The 20,920-nt window shown below is 74.0% G+C and carries 18 protein-coding genes and 1 rRNA gene; 4 read left to right on the top strand and 15 right to left on the bottom strand.

What is annotated here, in order from left to right; translation table 11 throughout:
* Window positions 1–81: 81 nt before the first annotated feature.
* Window positions 82–1,470 carry an FAD-binding protein gene (locus ACFVGS_RS34930; protein WP_384422237.1) on the top strand — a complete coding sequence of 463 codons (1,389 nt, stop codon included), beginning with the start codon at window positions 82–84 and terminating at the stop codon, window positions 1,468–1,470.
* 9 nt (window positions 1,471–1,479) lie between these two features.
* On the opposite strand, the gene ACFVGS_RS34925 is transcribed toward ACFVGS_RS34930, so the two are convergent.
* On the bottom strand, window positions 1,480–3,105 hold the full coding sequence (locus ACFVGS_RS34925; protein ID WP_385696266.1) for a flavin monoamine oxidase family protein: 1,626 nt from the start codon (window positions 3,103–3,105) through the stop codon (window positions 1,480–1,482).
* Window positions 3,106–3,129: 24 nt separating this feature from the next.
* Window positions 3,130–4,650, bottom strand: a complete 1,521-nt coding sequence (locus ACFVGS_RS34920) for an APC family permease (protein ID WP_385696263.1) — start codon at window positions 4,648–4,650, stop codon at window positions 3,130–3,132.
* 166 nt (window positions 4,651–4,816) lie between these two features.
* On the opposite strand from ACFVGS_RS34920, the gene ACFVGS_RS34915 reads away from it, so the two are divergent.
* Complete coding sequence (locus tag ACFVGS_RS34915; RefSeq protein ID WP_384422269.1) at window positions 4,817–6,439, top strand: PucR family transcriptional regulator; 1,623 nt, start codon at window positions 4,817–4,819, stop codon at window positions 6,437–6,439.
* A 32-nt stretch (window positions 6,440–6,471) separates the two neighbouring features.
* Here the strand turns inward: ACFVGS_RS34915 and ACFVGS_RS34910 are convergent, their stop codons facing one another.
* The 6 genes from ACFVGS_RS34910 to ACFVGS_RS34885 all read right to left on the bottom strand — a co-directional run bounded on the left by ACFVGS_RS34910 (window position 6,472) and on the right by ACFVGS_RS34885 (window position 12,445).
* The gene (locus ACFVGS_RS34910) at window positions 6,472–7,578 is read right to left on the bottom strand and encodes a glycosyltransferase family 4 protein (protein ID WP_384422243.1); all 1,107 of its coding nucleotides are present in this window, start codon (window positions 7,576–7,578) and stop codon (window positions 6,472–6,474) included.
* Between the two features lie 73 nt (window positions 7,579–7,651).
* Window positions 7,652–8,512 carry a hypothetical protein gene (locus ACFVGS_RS34905; RefSeq protein WP_384422245.1) on the bottom strand — a complete coding sequence of 287 codons (861 nt, stop codon included), beginning with the start codon at window positions 8,510–8,512 and terminating at the stop codon, window positions 7,652–7,654.
* Complete coding sequence (recN, locus tag ACFVGS_RS34900) at window positions 8,512–10,254, bottom strand: DNA repair protein RecN (RefSeq protein WP_385696260.1); 1,743 nt, start codon at window positions 10,252–10,254, stop codon at window positions 8,512–8,514. The genes ACFVGS_RS34905 and recN overlap by 1 nt, the downstream gene beginning before the upstream one ends.
* A gap of 127 nt (window positions 10,255–10,381) precedes the next feature.
* On the bottom strand, window positions 10,382–11,320 hold the full coding sequence (locus ACFVGS_RS34895) for an NAD kinase (RefSeq protein WP_384422249.1): 939 nt from the start codon (window positions 11,318–11,320) through the stop codon (window positions 10,382–10,384).
* A complete protein-coding gene (locus ACFVGS_RS34890; protein ID WP_384422251.1) occupies window positions 11,317–12,132 on the bottom strand; it encodes a TlyA family RNA methyltransferase in 816 nt (271 codons plus the stop codon). Before ACFVGS_RS34890 ends, ACFVGS_RS34895 begins: the two co-directional genes overlap by 4 nt.
* Before the next feature lie 7 nt (window positions 12,133–12,139).
* Window positions 12,140–12,445, bottom strand: a complete 306-nt coding sequence (locus tag ACFVGS_RS34885; RefSeq protein ID WP_384422252.1) for a hypothetical protein — start codon at window positions 12,443–12,445, stop codon at window positions 12,140–12,142.
* Window positions 12,446–12,486: 41 nt separating this feature from the next.
* On the opposite strand from ACFVGS_RS34885, the gene ACFVGS_RS34880 reads away from it, so the two are divergent.
* Entirely contained in the window at window positions 12,487–12,834 is a 348-nt protein-coding gene (locus tag ACFVGS_RS34880; protein WP_384422254.1) for an SCP2 sterol-binding domain-containing protein, read from the top strand.
* Between the two features lie 208 nt (window positions 12,835–13,042).
* On the opposite strand, the gene ACFVGS_RS34875 is transcribed toward ACFVGS_RS34880, so the two are convergent.
* The 4 genes from ACFVGS_RS34875 to ACFVGS_RS34860 form a co-directional block, all read right to left on the bottom strand.
* A complete protein-coding gene (locus ACFVGS_RS34875) occupies window positions 13,043–13,924 on the bottom strand; it encodes an ABC transporter ATP-binding protein (RefSeq protein ID WP_385696256.1) in 882 nt (293 codons plus the stop codon).
* A 38-nt stretch (window positions 13,925–13,962) separates the two neighbouring features.
* The gene (locus tag ACFVGS_RS34870; RefSeq protein ID WP_384422258.1) at window positions 13,963–14,994 is read right to left on the bottom strand and encodes a FecCD family ABC transporter permease; all 1,032 of its coding nucleotides are present in this window, start codon (window positions 14,992–14,994) and stop codon (window positions 13,963–13,965) included.
* Window positions 14,991–15,950 carry an iron chelate uptake ABC transporter family permease subunit gene (locus tag ACFVGS_RS34865; protein WP_384422271.1) on the bottom strand — a complete coding sequence of 320 codons (960 nt, stop codon included), beginning with the start codon at window positions 15,948–15,950 and terminating at the stop codon, window positions 14,991–14,993. The genes ACFVGS_RS34870 and ACFVGS_RS34865 overlap by 4 nt, the downstream gene beginning before the upstream one ends.
* Before the next feature lie 288 nt (window positions 15,951–16,238).
* The gene (locus ACFVGS_RS34860) at window positions 16,239–17,369 is read right to left on the bottom strand and encodes an HAD hydrolase-like protein (RefSeq protein ID WP_385696253.1); all 1,131 of its coding nucleotides are present in this window, start codon (window positions 17,367–17,369) and stop codon (window positions 16,239–16,241) included.
* An 86-nt stretch (window positions 17,370–17,455) separates the two neighbouring features.
* Between ACFVGS_RS34860 and ACFVGS_RS34855 the strand changes: the two genes are divergently transcribed.
* Complete coding sequence (locus ACFVGS_RS34855) at window positions 17,456–18,742, top strand: DUF1015 domain-containing protein (RefSeq protein ID WP_385696250.1); 1,287 nt, start codon at window positions 17,456–17,458, stop codon at window positions 18,740–18,742.
* A 76-nt stretch (window positions 18,743–18,818) separates the two neighbouring features.
* Here ACFVGS_RS34855 and ACFVGS_RS34850 read toward each other — a convergent pair whose 3' ends face one another.
* From ACFVGS_RS34850 to rrf, 3 genes are all read right to left on the bottom strand, one after another.
* A complete protein-coding gene (locus ACFVGS_RS34850; RefSeq protein ID WP_385696247.1) occupies window positions 18,819–19,604 on the bottom strand; it encodes a tetratricopeptide repeat protein in 786 nt (261 codons plus the stop codon).
* Entirely contained in the window at window positions 19,589–20,617 is a 1,029-nt protein-coding gene (locus ACFVGS_RS34845; RefSeq protein ID WP_385696245.1) for a hypothetical protein, read from the bottom strand. The genes ACFVGS_RS34850 and ACFVGS_RS34845 overlap by 16 nt, the downstream gene beginning before the upstream one ends.
* 212 nt (window positions 20,618–20,829) lie before the next feature.
* Window positions 20,830–20,920: ribosomal RNA gene (gene rrf / locus ACFVGS_RS34840) — 5S ribosomal RNA — on the bottom strand; the annotation flags it as partial.

Raw genomic sequence — 20,920 nt, 5'->3', positions numbered from 1 at the left:
CCCGAGCGGCGGGGGGCGGGGCGCGGACCTACGATGAAGGGGTCCTGTCCCCCGTGTCGCACGCGAAAGGGGGGCACTCCCATGGCTCCCCAGACCACCGTTCCGGACAGCGCCCTGGCGGGTCTTCGTGAGGACCTGGCGGGCGAGGTGCTCGTACCCGGCGATCCGGGCTACGACGAGGCGCGGGTCGTCTACAACGCGATGATCGACCGGCGTCCCGCCGTCATCGCCCAGTGCGAGACGCCCGAGGACGTGTCGAACGCGGTGCTCTTCGGACGCGAGGCCGGCCTGCCGATCGCCGTGCGCGGCGGCGGGCACAGCGTGGCCGGCACGGCGCTCAACGACGGCGGGCTCGTGGTGGACCTGCGGCGGATGCACGCGGTGGTCGTCGACCCGGAGGCGATGACGGTACGGGTGGAGGGCGGGGCCACCATGAGTCACCTGGACCACGCCTGCCAGCCGTTCCACGTGGCCGTGACCGGCGGCCGGGCGTCGACGACGGGCGTCGGCGGCTTCACGCTGGGCGGCGGATCGGGCTGGCTGGAGCGGAAGTTCGGACTCGCGTGCGACAACCTGCTGGCCGTGGAGCTGATCACGGCCGAGGGCAAGCACGTGCACGCGGACGCCGAGGAGAACCCGGACCTGTTCTGGGCGCTGCACGGCGGCGGCGGAAACTTCGGGGTGGCCACCTCGATGACCCTGCGGGTGCATCCGCTGCCCGAGTTCGGCTTCGCGATGCTGCTGTTCCCGAAGGAGGCGGGCCCCGAGGTCATCCGGGCGTACCGGGACCTGATGGCGGACGCGCCGGACGAGGCCGGCGGCGGAGGCATCTACCTCAACGCGCCGCCCGAGGAGTTCATCCCCGAGGAGCTGCAGGGCACGCTGCTCAGCGGCGCCCTGGTGAGCTGGGCGGGGCCGGCGGCCGAGGCCCGCGCGTTCGCCGACCCGCTGTACGCGCTGTCGCCGTCGGTGGAGCTGCTGGCGGACATGCCGTACGTGGACTTCCAGTGCATGATGGACGACCCCGGAGGGATGCGGAACTACTGGTCGGCCGAGTACCTGTCGACCTTCCCGGACACGGCGGTGGACGTGTTCTGCGCCCGCTCGGCCGGGATGATCGTGCCCTCGGGCATGCAGCACGTGCTGTTCCCGCTGGGCGGGCAGGTCGCCCGCGGCCCGGCGGACTCCCCGATCCCTTGGCGGTCGGCGGCCTGGGCCCTGCACCCCTTCGCGGTGTGGGAGGACCCGGCCGACGACGAGCGGGCGATCCAGTGGGTCAGGGACGTCCGGGCGGACGCCCTCCCCTGGTCGACCGGCGCCGTGTACCTCAACTTCACCGGCGACGAGGGCCGCCAGCGGGTGGTGGAGGGCTTCGGCGCCGAGAACTACCGGCGCCTGGCCCGGGTCAAGGCCGACTACGACCCCGACAACGTCTTCCGCTTCAACCACAACATCGCGCCGGCCGTCTGAACCCGTCGGTCACCTCAGGGCGGCGATCACCTCCCGCGCGGCGCGTTCGCCCTCGGTGGCGCCGCCTTCCATGAAGCCCTGGAAGTCGTAGGAACAGTGCTCGCCGCCGATGTGGACGTTGCCCTGGGCGGTGCCCTCGTAGCCCGCGTACCGGTGGAGGTAGCTCACCGGCCAGTACGAGTAGGCGCCGAGCGCGTACGGGTTCTTGTGCCAGGCGGACAGCTGGGCGCGGCCGGTGTAGGCCTTGGAGGTCCCGGGGAAGAAGGCGTCGATGCCCTTCAGGTAGCGGGTGACGAGGTCCCTGACGTACGGGTCGGACTCGGTGGAGAACGGCCCTGCCGGGTTCAGGGACCTGGCGAGGGTGCCGCCGCCGTACTGGATGAGGATGCCGCCGGTGGCGCCCTGGATCTTGGTGGTGTCCCAGGTCTGCTGGACCTCGCTGTCGGTGAAGCAGTCGCCCGCGGAGACTCCCGGCCAGGGGCCGGTGCCGCGCCAGGGCCGGGTGGCGAACTGCATGTTGAGCTTGGTGCAGTAGCCCATGCGGGCGTCCCGCAGCAGGTTCGTCATCCGCGGGTCGAAGCCGGCCCGGGTGAGGTCGAGCCGCTGGAGGACGGGCAGCGGCACGCACAGGATCGTGTGGTCCGCGGTGACGGTCCGGGTGCTGCCCGCCTCGGTGAAGGTGAGCGTCTGGGTGCCGTCGGCGTTGGCCCGCAGGGCGTCGAGCGACCAGCCGGCCTTCAGGGTGCCGGGCTTGAGGGCCCCCGCGATGGCGTTCGGGAGCCGGTCGTTGCCGCCGACGACGTGGTAACGCTCGTTGGACAGGCCCCAGATGTTGAAGTTGCCGGGATTCGTCTGGTAGCCCATCAGCAGGACCAGGGCGAGCGAGGACTGGTCGGTGGTGTCGGCGCCGTACTCGACGTTGTAGGCGACGTCCATGAACTTCCCGAGCGGGGAGGAGTGTCCGCCGGGGACCCGGCTCTCGATCCACTCGTATATCGACATGTCGTCCAGGGCGGTGCCGGTGGGCGTGGTCTGGTTCCACTTCACCTCGCCCGCTTCGAGCAGGTCGCGGTGGAGGGCCTGGTAGACCGCGTTGAAGTCCTCGTCGGCCTGTTCGCGCGGGTAGTAGGCGCCGTCGAACCAGAGGACCTCCTCAGCGCCGTTGGGCCCGCCGCCGAGGAAGTCCTCGGTGGCGAGGCCGAAGCGGCGGCAGAGTTCGAGGATCTTCTTGTGGCTGGTGTCGATGAGCTCGCCGCCGATCTCGGAGGTCTGCCCGTACGCCCAGTGCTGGCGCTGGGTCCACATGCGGCCGCCGACCCGGGACGGGTTGGCCTCGTAGAGGACGGGGCTGAGGCCCGCGTCCTGGAGGGTGAGGGCGGCGGTCAGGCCGGCGATGCCGGCGCCGACGACGGCGATCCGGGCGGGGGTGGCGGCCCTGGCGGCCGCCGGGGCGGCGACGGCCGTCCCGGCGGAGACGGCGACGCCGGCCGCGGCGGCGTACTTGAGGAGGGTCCGGCGGCCGAGCGCGTCGGACCGGAGGCCGCGCAGCTCGTCCACGGGGACGCCGAGCCGTCGGGCGTCGGCGTGCTCGGCGGCGAGGCGCTTCAGGAGGTGCATCGGGTTGGTGCGTGCCATGGGGGCGCTCCTGGAGGTGAGGGATCAGCTCTGGGGTACGGCGGCGGGTGCGGTGGTCTCCGTGCTGTCGTCGGCGCGCTCGGTGGCGTCCTCCAGGACGATGCGGCCGATGATCTCGTAGCGGTCGGGCCGCCTGGCCTTGAGGTAGAGGCCGAGACCGAGGCCGCCGAAGAAGACGGCGCCGACGATCCAGGGGATGGCCTTGAAGAAGAGGGAGTCGGCGGCGAGTCCGGCCGCGGTCTCCATGTTCATGATCAGCAGCACGACCACGGCGGTCATGCCGATGCCGCCGAGCAGCGGCGCGGTCAGCGTCTTGAACCAGTGCCGGTCCTCGGGGTGGTTCCTGCGGAAGTAGCCGATGACGGCGAAGGAACAGAGGGTCTGCACGATGAGGATGGCCATCGTGCCGAGGATCGCGAGCAGCGTGTAGAGGTGGATGTAGGGGTCCTGGCCGGTCAGCCAGAAGGCGCCGACGAGGACGACCGCGATGGCACTCTGCACGAAGGACGCGATGTACGGCGAGCCGTGCCTGGCGTGCGTACGGCCGAGGGCGGGGTGGAGGAAGCCCTCGCGGCCGATCGCGTACAGGTAGCGGGAGGCGCACTGGTGGAAGGCCATGCCGCAGGCGAAGGAGCCGGTGAGCAGCAGCCACTGGAAGGCGTCGACGGCCCAGGCACCGATGAAGGACTGGGTGGGCGCGAAGAACAGGTCGAGCGGCGAGGAGGACGCGGACAGCTTCACGGAGCCGGCGAGTCCGTTGCCGGCGATGGTCATCCACGACACGTAGATGTAGAAGAGGCCGACGCCGATGACGGAGATGAGCGTCGCCCGCGGGATGACCCGCTTGGGGTCGCGGGACTCCTCGCCGTACATCGCGGTGGACTCGAAGCCGACCCACGACCAGAAGGCGAAGAAGAGGCCGAGGCCGGCGGAGGCGCCGGTGAAGGCGTTCCTGGGGTCGATCGGCTCGGCCGGGATGCCGTCGGGTCCGCCGCCGGCGATCAGCACGGCGGTGGCGACGGCGAAGAGGACCGCGATCTCGGCGACCAGCATCACGCCGAGGGCCTTGGCGGTGAGGTTGATGTCGAAGTACGACAGGACGGCGGTGACCGCGAGCATGGCGGCCGCGTAGCCGATCCACGGCAGGTCCACGCCCAGCTGGTCGGCCACGGTCGTCTTGGCGAAGTAGGCGAAGACGCCGACGATGGACGCCTCGAAGACGATGTACGCGAGGACGGCGAGCATGCCGGAGGCCATGCCGGCGATCCGGCCGAGGCCGTGCGAGATGTAGCCGTAGAAGGCGCCGGCGGCGGTGATCCGCTTGGCCATGGCGACGTATCCGACCGAGAAGACGGTGAGGACGACGGTCGCGAAGAGATAGCCGGCGGGGGCGCCGGTGCCGTTGCCGAAGCCGACGGCGATGGGGAGGTTGCCGGTCATCGCGGTGATGGGCGCGGCGGTGGCGACGGCCATGAAGACGACGCCGACGAGCCCGACCGAGTTCGCCTTGAGCCGGTGGACCTCTGGGGTGGGGTTCTCTGCCATGGCGCGAGAGCATCCTCTTGGGTGACGTAGGCCACAATCGACATTCGGTCGCACAATTCCCGCCAGGGGCCGACGAGTTGTCGCCCCCCTGTACGAAGTGTCCGGCCCGTTAACCGCCCGGTGATGTCGCGGTGACGGGCCCGGCGGGTAGCGTCCGTCCATGTCCATGGAAAGTCAGGGCGGGATCACCGTGCAGCGGGCGCTCGAACTCCCGGGGTTGCGCAGCGGGCTCCCCGAGGTCGTCGCGGGCGCGGACCGGCTGCACCGCACCGTCCGCTGGGTCCACGCCGGCGAGGTGCCGAACATCGCCTCGCTGCTCAAGGGCGGCGAGCTGCTGCTCACCACCGGGATGGGCCTGGGCACGCGCCCGGCGGAGCAGCGGGCCTTCGTGCGGCGGCTCGCCGAGCGCGGCATCGCGGCGCTCGTGGTGGAGCTGGGCCCGCGGTTCGCGCGGCTCCCGGCGACGATCGTGGAGACGGCGCGGACCGCCGGGCTGCCGCTGGTCCAGCTGCACCGCGAGGTGCCCTTCGTCGCCGTGACGGAGGAGATCCACACCGAGATCGTCAACGGCCACTACGCGCTGCTGCGGCAGGCGGAGGAGGTCCACCGGCAGTGCACCGAGGCGCTGCTCGGCGGTGGCGGGGTGCCGCAGGTGCTGCGGATCCTGGCCGACTTCGCGCTCAACCCGGTCTTCCTGGAGACCGCCGACGGCCAGCTGCTGTACGCGGCGGGCACCGAGACCGAGCCCGCCGACCCGCTCCAGGTGTGGGACGGGCTGCGCGGGCAGCGCGCGGCGCGCGAGTCGGGCCCGCCGGCCGGCGCGGTCCTGGTCGACGTGCCGGGCGGAGGCCCTGGCACGTCGTCGGTGCGGGCGAGGCTGGTGCTGCTGGCCGTCTCGTCGTCGCTGTCCCCGGTGCACCGGATGGCGGCGGAGCGGGCGGCGGGCCTGCTCGCGGTCGTCCTGATGCAGGCCCGGCAGGAGGAGGAGCTGGCGGCCCGTGGCCGTGGCGACTTCCTGACGGACCTCGCGGAGGGCCGGATCACGGCGGAGGACGCGCCGGCGCAGGCCCGGGTCCTCGGCTTCAAGCCGGGCGACGGGCCGCTCCTTCCGGTCGTGATGCGACTGGCCTCCGAGCTGTCCCCTTCGGGCAACTGGGCACTGCTCGCCCGAGCCGTGCTCGAGGAACTGTCCTCGGTCGGCGTCCCGGTCCTCCTCGGCGTCCGCCCGGTGGAAGGCCGGGTCCCGCTCCTGCTGGGGCTGCGCTCGGAGTCGGAGCGCACGGCGGTCGCGGACCGGGTCGCGGCGGCGCTGCGGGCCGGCGTCGAGCGGGCCGGCCTGGAGCGCGCCGGCGCCCACCCGCCGGTCGTGGTGGTGGGCGTCGCGGGCGGCTGGGCGGCGGCCTCGGCGGGCCTGCGGCACGCGGCGGAGACGGCGACGGCCGCGCAGGGCCTGTCGGACCGCCCCTGGTACGACGCCCGCCGCCTGGACACCGACCTGCTGCTGTGGCGCCTGCGGGACCACCCGGACCTGGCGGCCTTCGTGGACCGTGCGATCGGCCCGCTCCGCGACCACGACCGCACGTCCAGGCCTCCCCTGCTGCCGACCCTGGAGACCTACCTGGCCCACGCGGGCCGCAAGGCGGAGACGGCCCGCGAACTCCACCTCAACCGGCAGACCCTCTACAACCGCCTGGCCCGCATCTCCGAACTCCTCGGCACGGACCTGGACGACCCGCAGACGGTCCTGGCCCTGAGCCTGGCCCTGCGAGCCCGCCGCCACACGACGTGACCGCGCCGCGGGGGCTCCCCCGGCCCCTGCGGTCAGTGCCTCCGCGCCTCCCCCGCCCGGTCCGACAGCTCGTCGTACACGCTGAGCACGTGCGCGATCGTCTCGTCCTCCGTGGGCCAGGTGCCCGCCTGCACCCGGCCCGCCGCCGCCAGGTCGAGGCGGCGGTCCGCGTCCTCCAGCAGGCCCCGCACGGCGCCCGCGAGGGCGTCCGCGTCGCCGTACGGAACCAGTTCCGCCGCGTCGCCGACGAGTTCGGGCACTCCGCCCACCGCCGTCGCGACGAGCGGCACGCCGAGCCGCAGTGCCTCCTGGGCGAGCAGGGAGCGGGCCTCCCAGCGCGACGGCAGGACCGCCACGTCCGCCGCCGCGAGCAGCTCCGCCACGTCGTCCCGGCGTCCGATCAGCCGCACCGCGAGGCCCTCCGCCTCGATCCGCCGCTGCAGCGCGGGCCGTTCGGGGCCCTCGCCCGCGATCACGAGCAGCGGCGGCGGGTCGAGCTCCCGCCACCGCCGCGCCGCGTCGAGCAGCATCCCGTAACCCCGCCCGGGCTCCAGCGCACCGACGGCCATCAGCAACGGCCGGTCCACCGCGCCGAGTTCGGCCCGGGCCTTTCCGTCGTGCAGGCAGACCGGCGCCCGCGAGGCGGGCACGGTGACCGGCGCGAGCCGGGCGTCGCGGGCGCCGCGCCGCCGGGCCCGGTCAACGAGTTCGGACGAGGTGCCGAGGACGACGGACGCCGCCCGAACGGTCCTGCGCTCCAGGAGCCGTACGAGCCCGGCCCGCGCGCCCGCCACATGGCTGCGCGTGTGCCACGTCGTGACGAGCGGGGTGCGCGGCGCGGGGGCGCCGGACAGCGCGAGCGAGGACCGCACCGAGGCGTCGAGGCCGTGCGCGTGCACGACGTCGGCACCGATGAACGCGTTGCGCAGCACGGCGACCACCGCCGGGCCGCCCCGGCGCGCCGCGGGCACGAAATGCGCGCCGGCGCCCGTGAAGTCGTAGACATGGTCGAGTTCGGGCGGGGCGCACACGGTCACCCGCACGCCCCTCGCCACGAGCCCCGAGGCAAGCGATCTGACGTGCGCGCTGCTGCCCGCGCTGCCGCCGCCCAGCACTTGGACCGTACGGAGCTGTGTCACGCGCCCAAGAATGCCAGTCCGTACGCACGTTCCGGCACCGAAGTCCCCGCGTTGCCGTGTCGCCCGCCGCAACTTACCGGCCGGGATCACCCACACGGGTGAGCGCATGGGCGGGCAGGGAGGCGCGCGCAAGCTCGCTCACACGCTCCCCATATGCCGCCGCGGCGACCAGACCGGCGGCGTGGACGGCGAGGGCAAACCGCCCGCCGGCCGCCGCGACGGCGGTGCCGAGGGCGGCGCCGAGCGCGTGGGCGCCCATGTCACCGAGCATGGTGCGCTCGGCCAGGTCGTCGGCGAGCACCGCGGCGGCGGCCCCCATGGGCACCGCGGCGAGCGACCCGCGCAGCAGCCACGGTGCGCCGAGCCCGAGCACGAGCAGTCCGGCGCGCCCGGGCCGGACGTCCACCAGGTTGACGAGGTGGGCCGTCCCGGCGACGACGACACCCGCGAGGACCTTGTCCAGCGGGCGTTCCCTGAGCAGCGCCCCGGCCGCGAGCCCGGCGGCGCCGATCCCGAGGAGCTTGACGGCCCCGCTGGTGACCTCGCCGTCCCGCAGCGCCGTCAGATGGGCCCGGAAGCCCCGCCGTTCGTCACCGCGCAGGTCGTCGTGGCGCCCGCAGACGGCCCCGGCGGCGGTGGCGAGCACGGCCGGCGCGGCGGGCAGGGCCGCGAGCGCGGTGCCGAAGGCGACCGCCGCTCCGGCCTGGGTGTGCACGGTACGGCCGGCGTGGTTGGTGCGCTGCCAGCTCGCCGGGTTGCCCGGCGGGCGCCGGCGCAGCTGTCCGTGCGCCACCCGCGTCGCACCGAAGGCGACGGCGAAGCGGAGCGCCCGGTCCGTGACCGCGGAGAGCGCCCCGGCCGGGCGTGCCCCTGCCGGGCGGGCCGCGGACCGGCCCGCGACCGCTCCGGTCACACCCGCCCACGGCCTCGGCATCAGGCGTCCGCCCGCGCCGTCGCCAGCAGCTCCTCGGCGTGCGCCCGCGCGGTCTCGGAGTCCTCCTGGCCCGCGAGCATCCGGGACAGCTCGCGGACCCGGTCCTCGCCCTCCAGGACGGTGACGCCGGAGCGGGTGACCGAGCCGTCGTTGGTCTTCTCCACGAGCAGCTGCCGGTCGGCGAAGGCCGCCACCTGCGGGAGGTGGGTGACCACGACGACCTGCGCGGTCCTGGCGAGCTTGGCGAGCCGGCGGCCGATCTCGACCGCCGCCTTGCCGCCGACGCCCGCGTCGACCTCGTCGAAGAGATACGTCGGCACCGGATCCGTACCGGCGAAGACGACCTCGACCGCCAGCATCACCCGGGACAGCTCACCGCCGGACGCACCCTTGGCGATCGGCCGCGGCGGTGCGCCCGGGTGCGGCGCGAGGAGCAGTTCGACCTCGTCGACACCGGACGGGCCGTAGGCGACCCGGCGGCCGCCGACCTCGACACCGTCCGGGTCCTCGGTCTGCCGGATCGCGAAGGACACCCGCGCGTGCGGCATGGCCAGCGAGGCCAGCTCGGCGGTGACGGCCTCGGCGAACCGCGCCGCCGCCTCCGTACGGGCGTCGGTGAGCCGCTGCGCGAGCGCCGAGAGCTCGTCGCTCAGCCGGTCCCGCTCGGCGGTCAGCTCGTCGATGCGCTCGTCGTCGCCGTCCAGCTCGGTGAGCCGGGCCGCGCTCTGCTCCGCCCACGCCAGGACGGCGGTGATGTCCTCGCCGTACTTGCGGGTGAGCTGGGTCAGCGCGGCGCGCCGCTCCTCGACCGCGGCGAGCCGCAGCGGGTCGGCGTCCAGGTTGTCGGCGTAGCCGGCCAGCTCACCGGCCACGTCGGCGAGCAGGATGGAGATCTCGCCCATCCGGTCCGCGAGCGCGGCGAGCGCCGGGTCGTGCGCCCGCACGGCCTCCAGGGCCCGGCCCGCGCCCGCGACGAGCGTCGTCGCGTCCACGGCCTCGGGGTCCTCGGGCTGCCCGGCGAGCGCGGCGTGCGCGAGGGCGGCGGCGGAGGCCAGCGACTCGGCGTGCCCGAGCCGCTCCGCCTCCGCGGCCAGCTCGACGTCCTCGCCCGCGCGCGGTTCGACGGCCTCGATCTCGCCGAGCCCGAAGCGCAGCAGGTCCGCCTCCTGGGCCCGCTCCCGGGCCCGGGTGGTGATCTCCTCCAGCTCGGCGGCGACGGCCCGCAGCCTCTTGTACGCCTCGCCGTAGGCGGCGAGCGGCACGGCCACGGCGTCTCCCGCGTAACGGTCGAGCGCGCCGCGCTGCCGGGCCGGCTTCAGCAGGCCCTGCTGGTCGGTCTGGCCGTGTACGGCGACGAGCTCGTCGGCGAGTTCGGCGAGCAGCCCGACCGGCACCGAACGCCCGCCGAGGTGGGCGCGGGAGCGGCCCTCCGCCGAGACGGTACGGCTGACCAGCAGCGCACCCTCGTCGAGTTCGGCGCCCGCCTCCTCGGCGCGCGCGGCGGCCGACGCGCCGGGGGGCAGCGTGATGCGCCCCTCGACCACGGCGGAGCCCGCCCCGATCCGCACCAGAGCCGGGTCGGCCCGCCCGCCGAGCAGCAGCCCGAGGCTGGTGACGACCATGGTCTTGCCCGCACCGGTCTCGCCGGTCACCGCGGTGAAACCGGGCGACAGCTCGACGACGGCGTCGTCGATGACACCCAGCGACCGTATCCGCATCTCCTCCAGCACGCCCCAGACCATACGAGGTTTTCGCCGCCCGGTGCCACGCCACCCCCCTTCGGGGGCGAATTCACCGCTCGCCGAGGTGACGCGTCCCATTCCGGGCACCGCCTCGTCGGCCCGTGGATACGGGCCCCTGGACACGTCGCTAGTGCGGCGCCCCGCGCCACCCCGACACCGGCAGGGCGAACTTCGCCACCAGACGGTCGGTGAACGAGGCGTGGTGCAGCCGGGCGAGGCGGACCGGGACGGCGCCGCGGCGCACCTCGACCCGGGCTCCGGCGGGCAGCTCGATCGTCCGCCGGCCGTCGCACCACAGCACGCCGTCCGGCGTGTGCGGCTCGACCTCGACCGCGAGCACCGACTGGGGCGTGGTGACGAGCGGCTTCGCGAACAGGGCGTGCGCCCCGATCGGCACCATGAGCAGCGCCTCCACCTCGGGCCAGATCACCGGGCCGCCCGCGGAGAAGGCGTACGCCGTCGACCCGGTCGGCGTCGCGCAGATCACCCCGTCGCAGCCGAATCCGGTCACCGGCCGGCCGTCGATCGCGAGGACGACCTCCAGCATCCGCTCGGGGGACACCTTCTGCACGGCGGCCTCGTTCAGCGCCCAGTCCCGGTGCAGCACGTCGCCGTTCTGGTAGACGGTGACGTCCAGGGTCATCCGCTCCTCGACCTCGTACGCCCTGGTCACGACCCGGTCGACGACCTTGTCGAGGTCGTCGCGCTCGGCCTCGGCGAGGAAGCCGACCCGGCCCAGGTTGACGCCGAGCATCGGCACGCCGGAGGCGCGGGAGAACTCGGAGCCGCGCAGCAGGGTGCCGTCGCCGCCGAGGACGACGAGGAGTTCGCAGCCGTCGAGCGCGTCGGAGCAGGCCTCCGGCACCTTCTCGACGGACGGCGGCAGCGGCAGGTCGGCCGCCTCCGCCTCCAGGACGCGCACCCCGATGCCGCTGCGCAGCAGCCCGAGGACGACGAGTTCGGCGCTGCGCACGGCGGCCGGCCGGCCGGTGTGCGCGAGCAGGAAGACGGTGCGCCTGCCTGCGGTGCGGCTGCTTTCGCTAGACGTGCTCGAAGCTGTGCTCAACGAGGTCCTTCCGCCACGGCGCGGTCGACTTCCGCGGGATCGAGAGCGGGCGCCCCGGCCCGCAGCCACAGAAAGTACTCGACGTTGCCGGAGGGGCCGGGCAGCGGGCTCGCGGTGACCCCGAGGACGCCGAGCCCGAGCTCGGCCGCCCGGCGGGCGACGTTCTTCACGGCGTCGGCGCGGAGTTCGGCGCTCCGCACCACTCCGCCGGAGCCGAGCCGCTCCTTGCCGACCTCGAACTGCGGCTTGACCATCAGCACCAGGTCCGCGTCGGGCGCGGTGCAGGCCACGAGGGCGGGCAGCACGAGACCGAGCGGGATGAAGGACAGGTCGCCGACGACGAGGTCGACCGGGATGCCGTCGATGGAGTCGAGGGTCATCTCGCGCACGTTCGTACGGTCCTTGACGGTGACGCGCTCGTCGCTCTGCAGCGACCAGGCGAGCTGCCCGTAGCCGACGTCGACGGCGACGACATGGGCGGCGCCGGCGCGCAGCAGCACGTCGGTGAAGCCGCCGGTGGACGCGCCCGCGTCGAGGGCGCGCCGGCCCTCGACGCGCAGTCCCCGCGGCACGAACGCCGCGAAGGCACCGGCCAGCTTGTGGCCGCCGCGCGAGACGTAGTCCGGGTCGGCGTCGTCCTGGGCGACGACGATGGCCGCCGCGGTCTCGACCTGGGTGGCGGGCTTGGTGGCCACGGTCTTGCCGACGGTCACCCGGCCCGCGGCGATCAGCTGGCTGGCGTGCTCGCGCGAGCGCGCGAGCTTGCGCCGTACCAGCTCGGCGTCCAGACGGCGGCGTGCCGGTCCTGCCACGTTCGGTTCAGCTCCTGTTGTCGTACGGACGAGGTCCGGGCGGTGCGTCGAGCGAGGTCAGCTCGGCGCGCAGCCCTCGGTGTACATCCTCGTACACGTCGAGGTGTCCGTCCGCCGTGAGGTGGTCGGCGTCGCCGAGCCGGTCCAGGAGCGCGTCGACGGCGGGCCGGCCGGTCGGCGTGCGGACGACGCCGAGCGGGGCGGGCCCGGCCTCGTCGAGGCCGCCCGGCGCGTGAGGGGAGTCCTGCTCGCCGGGGCCGGCCGGGTCGTCGGGGCGGGCCGGGTCGTCGCCTGCCCGATACGCGTCGCTCATGCCCCGACGCTACCGCGAAGCCCTGGGGTACGGTCGACCCGATGGCAACGATCGCGGAGTGCCGTGCGGCACTCGACAGACTCTCCGACAACCTGGCCGGCGCGAACGGCGAGGTGCGCGGCGCGGCCGCGCTCGACCGCAGCCTGAGCTGCCACATCACGGATCTGGACACCACGTTCACGGGCCGCCTGGCCGACGGCCGCATCGAGGTCGAGTCCACGCTCGCGGGCCCGCCGGCGCAGAAGGCCGAGATCCGGCTCCGCATGACGGGCGACGACCTGGTGTCGATGGTCGACGGCGAACTGAACTTCGCCAAGGCCTGGGCCTCCGGCCGCGTCGCCCTGGAAGCCGGCTTCCGCGACCTGCTGCGCCTGCGCAAGCTGCTGTAGGAGGCGCTTGCGCACGACGGCTACGGGCCGGGGGCGGGGGCCGGAGCGGGGAGACCGCCGGCCGCAAGCCCCGGAGCCGGGAAACCGCCGGCCGCAAGCCCGGGACCGGGAGCGCCTGAGCCGCAAGCACCGGAGCGAGGAGCCCGCCGGCCGCGAGCCCCGGAGCGGGTCCCTGCGCCGGGAGCCCGCCCTCAGCCGCCCGCCTCCCTCACGTCGCCGACGCGGGCTCCGGCTCCGCGGCCGTGGTTCCGGCGGCCTCGGCCTTCCCCTTCGCGCGGGCCTTGCGGCCCGCCGGGACGACCAGCGGAGTGCCCGTCTCCGGGTCCTCGATGACCTGGCAGCGCAGTCCGAAGACCCGCTCGACCAGCTCGGCGGTGACGACCTCGCTCGGCGGGCCCTCGGCGACGACCTCGCCGCCGCGGCAGGCGATGAGGTGGGTGGCGTACCGGGCCGCGTGGTTGAGGTCGTGGAGCACCGCGACCAGCGTCCGGCCCTGCGTCTCGTGCAGTTCGGCGCACAGGTCGAGCACGTCGATCTGGTGCTGGATGTCGAGGAAGGTGGTCGGCTCGTCGAGGAGAAGCAGCGGCGTCTGCTGGGCGAGCGCCATCGCGATCCAGACCCGCTGGCGCTGGCCGCCGGACAGCTCGTCGACGTACCGCTCGGCCAGCTCGGCGACGCCGGTCGAGGCCATCGACTCCTGCACGATCCGCTCGTCCTCGGGGGACCACTGGCGCAGCAGTCCCTGGTGCGGGTAGCGGCCGCGGGCGACGAGGTCGGCGACGGTGATGCCGTCGGGCGCGACGGAGGACTGCGGCAGCAGGCCCAGCGTCCTGGCGACCTTCTTCGCGGGCATCGAGTGGATCGCCTGCCCGTCGAGCAGCACCCGGCCCTCGGTGGGCCTGAGCATCCGGGACAGGGCGCGCAGCAGCGTCGACTTGCCGCAGGCGTTCGGGCCGACGATGACCGTGAAGGAGTTGTCGGGGATGGCGACGCTCAGGTCGCGGGCGATGACCCGCTGGTCGTAGGCGAGCGTGACCGACTCGGCGCTGAGCCGCTGCGTCCGCTGCCCCGCCTGCTGCTGCCCGTTCATACCCTGGCTCCTGATCGTGTCGTTCGTGTGCGCGGTGGTCATATGCGGCCCGCCTTCCGCTCGCTGACGAGCAGCCACAGCAGGTAGCAGCCGCCGAGGACGCCGGTGACGACGCCGACCGGGAGCTGGCGCTCGCCGAAGGCGTTGGTGGCGGCCCAGTCGGCCACGAGCAGCAGGGCCGTGCCCATGAGCGCGGACGCGGCCAGGTTCGGCCCGGGCGAGCGGGTGAGCCGGCGGGCCAGCTGGGGCGCGCTCAGCGAGACGAAGACGATGGGGCCCGCGGCGGCGGTGGCGACGGCCACGAGCAGCACGGCGGCGGCCATGAGGACGATCCGGGTCCGCTCGACCTTGACGCCGAGGGCGTACGCGGCGTCGTCGCCCATCTCCAGCATCCGCAGCGCCCGCCCGTGCCCGAGGACCAGCGGCAGCAGCACGCAGCTGACGGCGAACAGCGGCCAGAACTGCGCCCAGTCGCGGCCGTCGAGCGAGCCGGTCATCCACACCACCGCACGCGTCGCGTCGACGAGCTGCGCCTTGGTGATGAGGTAGTGGATGACGGCGGTGAGCATGGCGGCGGCGCCGATGCCGACGAGCACGAGCCGGTAGCCGTGCACTCCGCGCTTCCAGGCGAGCAGGTAGATCACGGCGCCGGTGACGAGCCCGCCGACGACGGCGCCCGCGGCGGCGGCCGCCGCGCTGCCCTGGAAGAGGACGATGACGGCGAGCGCGCCGACGGTGGAGCCCTGGCCGAAGCCGATCACGTCGGGGCTGCCGAGCGGGTTGCGGGAGACCGACTGGAAGACGGCGCCGCCGATGCCCAGCGCGGCGCCGACGAACACGGCGACGAGCACGCGGGGCAGCCGCAGGTCCATGACGGCGAACTCCTGCACGGGCGTGCCGTCGCCGAGGAGGGTGGCGACGACGTCGCCGGGCGCGATCGGGAAGTCGCCGCTGCCGATGAGGACGACCGCGACGGCCAGGGCGAGCACGAGCAGGCCGAGGACGGAGAACAGGGCGCGCGGCTCGTAGCGTACGGAGAGGCCGCCGGCCCGCAGGGTCTTGGTGCTCACAGCTTGGCCATCCTCTTGCGGCGGACGAGACGGATGAAGACGGGCCCGCCGACGAGCGCCGTGACGATGCCGACCTGGAGTTCGGAGGGGCGGGCCACGACCCGGCCGATGACGTCGGAGCCGAGGAGGAGGACGGGCGAGAGCACCGCCGCGTACGGCAGGATCCAGCGCATGTCGGGGCCGGTGATCGACCGCACGATGTACGGCACCATCAGGCCGACGAACACGATCGGCCCGCAGGCGGCGGTCGCGGCGCCGCACATCAGGGTCACCGACAGCATGGCGGTGACCCGGGTGCGGTTGAGGTTGGCGCCGAGCGCCCGCGCGGTGTCGTCGCCCATCTCCATGGCGTTGAGGGGCCGGGCGATCAGCAGCGCGAGGACGGTGCCGAGGAGGATGAAGGGCGCGACCCGGCGGACGGTGTCCATGTTCGCGTCGGCGAGCGAGCCGACGGTCCAGAACCGCAGCCGGTCCAGGGCGGCGGAGTCGAGCAGCTGTACGGCGTTGACGTAGCCGTACAGGGCGGCGGTGGCGGCGGTGCCGGCGAGCGCGAGGCGCACGGGGGTGGCGCTGCGGCTGCCGCCCAGGACGTACACGACGACGGAGACGACGGCCGCGCCGACGAAGGCGAACCACACGTAGGAGGCGGCGTCGGTGACCCCGAGGAAGGCGATCGCGGACACGACCGCGGCGGCGGCGCCCGCGTTGACGCCGAGCAGGCCGGGCTCGGCGAGCGGGTTGCGGGTGAGTCCCTGCATCACCGCGCCGGACAGGCCGAGGGCGAGACCGACGAGCAGGCCGAGGAGGGTGCGGGGGACGCGGACGTCGTGGATGACGACGTCGTTGCGGATGCCGCTGTTGTGGAAGAGGCCGTGCCAGACGTCGCCGAGCGGCACCGGCTTGGCACCGATCATGATGCTCAGGACGCAGATCAGCAGCAGGATCCCGACGGCCACGACCAGTCCGACGGCGCGCAGCGAGTTCCGGCGCCTCGGATTCCGGACAGGGCCGGCCGGCTCCGCGCTCGCACGGGAGGGAGTCTCGACCAACACGAGGTTAGGTTAGCCTACCCTCCCATTGATGATCGATCCCCTGTACGAACGAGGAGCCGGCCGCATCCAGGCGGGGCCGCCCGAGCGGGCTCCGGCCCGCCCGTACGGGAACGCCTTGCGGAAACGAGGCACGGCGCGAAGACCGTCGCCGACAGGCCGCCGCGCCTCGGCCTCCGCGGGCAGCCGCGTCCCTTACGCCGGCCCCGCCCCCAGGCCCAGCCGCTCCAACGCCTTCGCCGCGTCCAGACCGCACGCGCCGGCCCCGGCCTCCGTCCAGGCGGCCGCGCACAGCGCCCGTACACCGTCCAGCGGATCCAGCGAGCCACCCGCGGCGCCCTCTTCGCGCGCCGCATCCGCCTCAGCCGCCTCATGCGTCTCGCGCGCCTCGCCCTCGAGCAGCAAGGCGCCCCCGCTCACCGTCGCCGTCCAGCCCCCGCACCGGAACGCGCCGTCCGCGCCCTCCGCCACCTCCGGCTGGGCGACCAGCAGACCGCGCAGGTCCCTCGCCACATACGTCGGCCGGTGCTCCGGCACCGCCGCGAGCAGCCGCGCCACATCGGTCACCCCGGTCAGGACCAGCAGCGAGTCCACGCCACCGTTGAACGCACCCTCGATGTCCGTGTCCAGCCGGTCTCCGACCACGAGCGGCCGCCGGGCGCCGGTCCGCAGCACCGTCTCGCGGTGCATCGGCGGCAACGGCTTGCCCGCGACCTTCGGCTCCGCGCCCGTCGCGATCCGCACGACCTCCACCGCGGCCCCGTTGCCCGGCCCGATGCCCCGCGCGCTCGGAATCGTCAGGTCCGTGTTGGACGCGTACCAGGGCAGCCCCCGCCCCACCGCGTAACTCGCCTCCGCGAGCCGGCCCCACGGCAGATCAGGGCCGCCGTACCCCTGCACCACCGCCACCGGATCGTCGTCCGCCGACTCCACCGGCACCAGCCCCCGCTCGCGCAGCGCCACCCGCAGCCCCTCGCCGCCGATCAGCAGGATCCGCGAGCCCGGCGGCACCTCGTCCGCGATCAGCCGGGCCACCGCCTGCGCCGAGGTGATCACGTCGCCCGGCTCCGCGGGCACACCCAGCTCGGTCAGGTGCGCGGCCACCGTGTCCGGCGTCCGCAGCGCGTTGTTGGTGACGTACGCCAGGTGCATGCCCCCGGCCCGGGCCGCGCCCAGCGCCTCGACCGCGTACGGGATCGCGTGGCCACCCGCGTAGTACACGACGCCGTCCAGGTCGAGCAGCGCCGTGTCGTACGCCTCGCTCAGCGCGCGCGCACTCCCGTCCGGCCGGTTTCTGCCCTGCCGTCCCTGGCCGAATCCCGTCATTCCATGTACTCCTCACGTTTCGGCAGGTGAAAATGCCCCGCTCCCCTGATCATCGCTCATGACCACCCGCCACATAGGATGACGAGATGAACACCTCAGGTCACGCGGCCGACGACGTCCGCGCCCCCGGTCTCCGCCTGAACCCCTTCCGGGGCATCAGGTACGTCCCCGAACGGGTCGGCAGCCTGGCCGCCGTGACCTCACCGCCGTACGACGTCGTGGTACGGCCCGACGGACTGCACCACCTCGAGTCGGCCGACCCCCACAACATCGTCCGGCTGATCCTCCCGCAGGCCATCACCGCCGGCACCCGCCACCGCAAGGCCGCCGTCACCCTCGACCGCTGGCTCGCCGACGGCATCCTCGCCCCGGACCCCGAGCCCGCCCTCTACGTGTACGAGCAGCGCGGCGACGGCATCCTCCAGCGCGGCCTCATCGGCGCACTCGAACTCTCCACCCCGGCCGAGGGCATCGTCCTCCCCCACGAGGACGTCATGCCGCACGTCGTCGAGGACCGCGCCGACCTCATGCGCACCACCGCCGCCAACCTGGAGCCGCTGCTCCTCACCTACCGCGGCGACGGCGACGGCGCGGGCGCCGTCATCGACCGGGTCGTCGAACGCGAACCGCTGCTGTCCACGACCACCGAGGACGGCTTCCACCACCGCCTCTGGTCCGTCACGAACCCGGCCGACCTCACCGCCGTCGCCACCGAGCTCCGCCGGCACCAGGCCCTCATCGCCGACGGGCACCACCGCTGGGCCACCTACCTCCGGCTCCGCGAGGAGCACACCGCACCCGGCCCGTGGAACCACGGCCTGGTGCTCCTCATCGACACCGCCCGCTACCCGCTGCGGGTCCGCGCCATCCACCGCCTCCTCAACCGGCTCCCCGTCCCCGACGCGCTCGCCGCCATCGGCGACAGCTTCCGCGTCACCCGCGTCGACGGCCCGCTGCCCGCCGCCCAGGAGGCCCTGGCCGCCGCCACCGCCGACGGCAACGCCTTCCTCCTCGCCGGTGACGGCACCTTCCACCTGCTCGACCGCCCCGACCCGGCGCTGCTCGCCCGCACCGTCCGCACGGACCGGCCCGAGGCCTGGCGCACCCTGGACGCGACCGTCCTGCACTCCACGCTCCTCGACCACGTGTGGCGCATCCCGGACGCCCCCGAGGACATCGCCTACATCCACGACACCGAGGCGGCCGTCGCCCAGGCGGAGCGCCGCGGCGGCACGGCCGTGCTCATGCACCCCGTGAAGGAGGAGGTCGTACGGGACCTGGCCCGGCAGGGCGTCACCATGCCCCGCAAATCGACCTCCTTCGGCCCGAAGCCGGCGACCGGCCTGGTGCTCAGGAGCCTGGCCCTCGACTGACCGCCTGCCTTCCGGCGGAAACGACGAAGGGCGGCACCCCGGCAGGGGTGCCGCCCTTCATGTCGTACCGCAGGCGTCAGCTCTTGTCGCCGTCGGCGGGGCCGCCCTGGCCGCTCTCGCGCTCGTCCGCGTCGGCGTCACCGGACGCGCCGGACTCCTGCGAGTCGTCGGAGCCCTCGGAACCCGCGGAGTCCTCGGAGTCGTCGCTCTCCTCGACGTCGTCGGAGTCGTCGAACGCGTCGACGAACTCGACGCCGTCCAGCTCGGCGAGCCGGTCGGAGGCGTCCGTGGAACCGTCCTTGTCGGCCTCCAGCGCCTTCGCGAACCACTCGCGCGCCTCGTCCTCGCGCCCGGCCGCCAGCAGCGCGTCCGCGTACGCGTAACGCAGTCGGGCGGTCCACGGGTGGTTGGCGTTCGACGCCAGCTCGGGGCTCTGCAGGGTCACGATGGCGGCGTCGAGCTGCCCCAAGTCCCGGCGGGCGCCGGCGGCCACGAGCCGCATCTCGACCTGCCCGGCCTTGTCCAGCTTCTGCACCTCGGGCTCACCGGCCATGGCGAGGGCACGCTCGGGCCGGCCGAGACCGCGCTCGCAGTCGGCCATGACGGGCCACAGCTCGACGCTGCCGGTCATCCGCCGCGCGGCGCGGAACTCGGCCAGCGCCTCGGAGTACTTCTGGGTCGCGTACGCGGCGAAGCCGGCCGCCTCGCGGACGGCGGCGACGCGGGACGCGAGCCGCAGGGCGATGCGCGAGTACTCGTACGCCTTCTCCGGCTCCTCGTCGATCAGCTGGGCCACCATGACGAGGTTACGGGCGACGTCATCGGCCAGTCCCTTGGGCAGGCTCATCAGCTCCTGCCGCACGTCCGCGTCGATCTCCTCACCGGTGACCTCCGGCGGAATCGGCAGGCGCTTGATGGGCGCGCGGTCGCCACCGCGACGCTCGCCCCGGTCGCTCCGGTCGTCACGGCGCCCGTAGCCACCCCGGTCGTCACGACGCGGCCCACGCCCACGGTCGTCACGCCGGTCGTCACGGCCGCGGAACCCGCCACCACCACGCCGATCGTCCTCACGCCGCGGCCCACGGGGCCGCTCGTCACGACGGTCGTCACGCCGGTCGTCCCGACGCTCGTCGCGACGGAAGGCGGGTCGCTCGTCACGACGGTCGTCGCGCCGGTCGTCACGTCGGTCGTCCCGACGGAACGACGGACGGTCATCGCGGCCACGGTCGTCACGGCCGCGGAAGCCGCCGCCACCGCGGTTGTCGTCACGGCGGTCGTCGCGCCGGTCGTCGCTCCGGTACGAAGGACGGTCATCGCGACGGAAGGCCGGCCGCTCGTCACGACGGTCGTCACGCCGGTCGTCCCGACGCTCGTCGCGACGGAAAGCGGGCCGCTCGTCACGACGGTCGTCGCGACGGAAGGACGGGCGGTCGTCACGGCCGCGGTAGCCCCCGCCACCGCGGTTGTCGTCACGGCGATCGTCACGACGGTCGTCACGACGGAAGGACGGGCGGTCGTCACGACGCTCGTCACGACGGAAGGACGGGCGGTCGTCACGACGGTCATCGCGGCGGTCATCACGACGGTCGTCGCGGCGGAAGGACGGGCGGTCGTCACGCCCACGGTCGTCGCGGCCACGGAAGCCGCCGCCACCGCGGTTGTCGTCACGGCGATCGTCACGACGGTAGGAAGGCCGGTCGTCACGATTGTCGTCGCGACGGAAGGAGGGGCGGTCGTCACGGCCGCGGTAGCCACCGCCACCGCCACCGCGGTTGTCGTCACGGCGATCGTCACGACGGTCGTCGCGACGGAAGGACGGGCGGTCGTCGCGGCCGCGGTAGCCACCGCCACGGTTGTCGTCACGACGCGGCCCACGGAAGCCGCCCCGCTCGCCACCGTCCCGGCGACGCGGCTCGCGCTCCGGACGGTCGTCGGGAGAGTTGGTGGACATCGACGTGACTCCTGTCTTCGGGTACTGCAGTCATTCTCGCGCAGCCGGCACCGCACCGCGCTTTCAGAAAATTCAGAGAAAACAAAAAGGACCCGTGGCCCAGCGTGAACGCTGGGACCACGGGTCCTGAAAGATTGTTCGGCGGCGTCCTACTCTCCCACAGGGTCCCCCCTGCAGTACCATCGGCGCTGAAAGGCTTAGCTTCCGGGTTCGGAATGTAACCGGGC

It is taken from the genome of Streptomyces sp. NPDC127114 (assembly GCF_042677525.1).
In the GTDB taxonomy this organism is placed as follows: domain Bacteria; phylum Actinomycetota; class Actinomycetes; order Streptomycetales; family Streptomycetaceae; genus Streptomyces.
The sequence above is the reverse complement of the archived record's forward strand: the minus strand, read 5'-3'. Positions and strand labels throughout refer to the sequence as shown.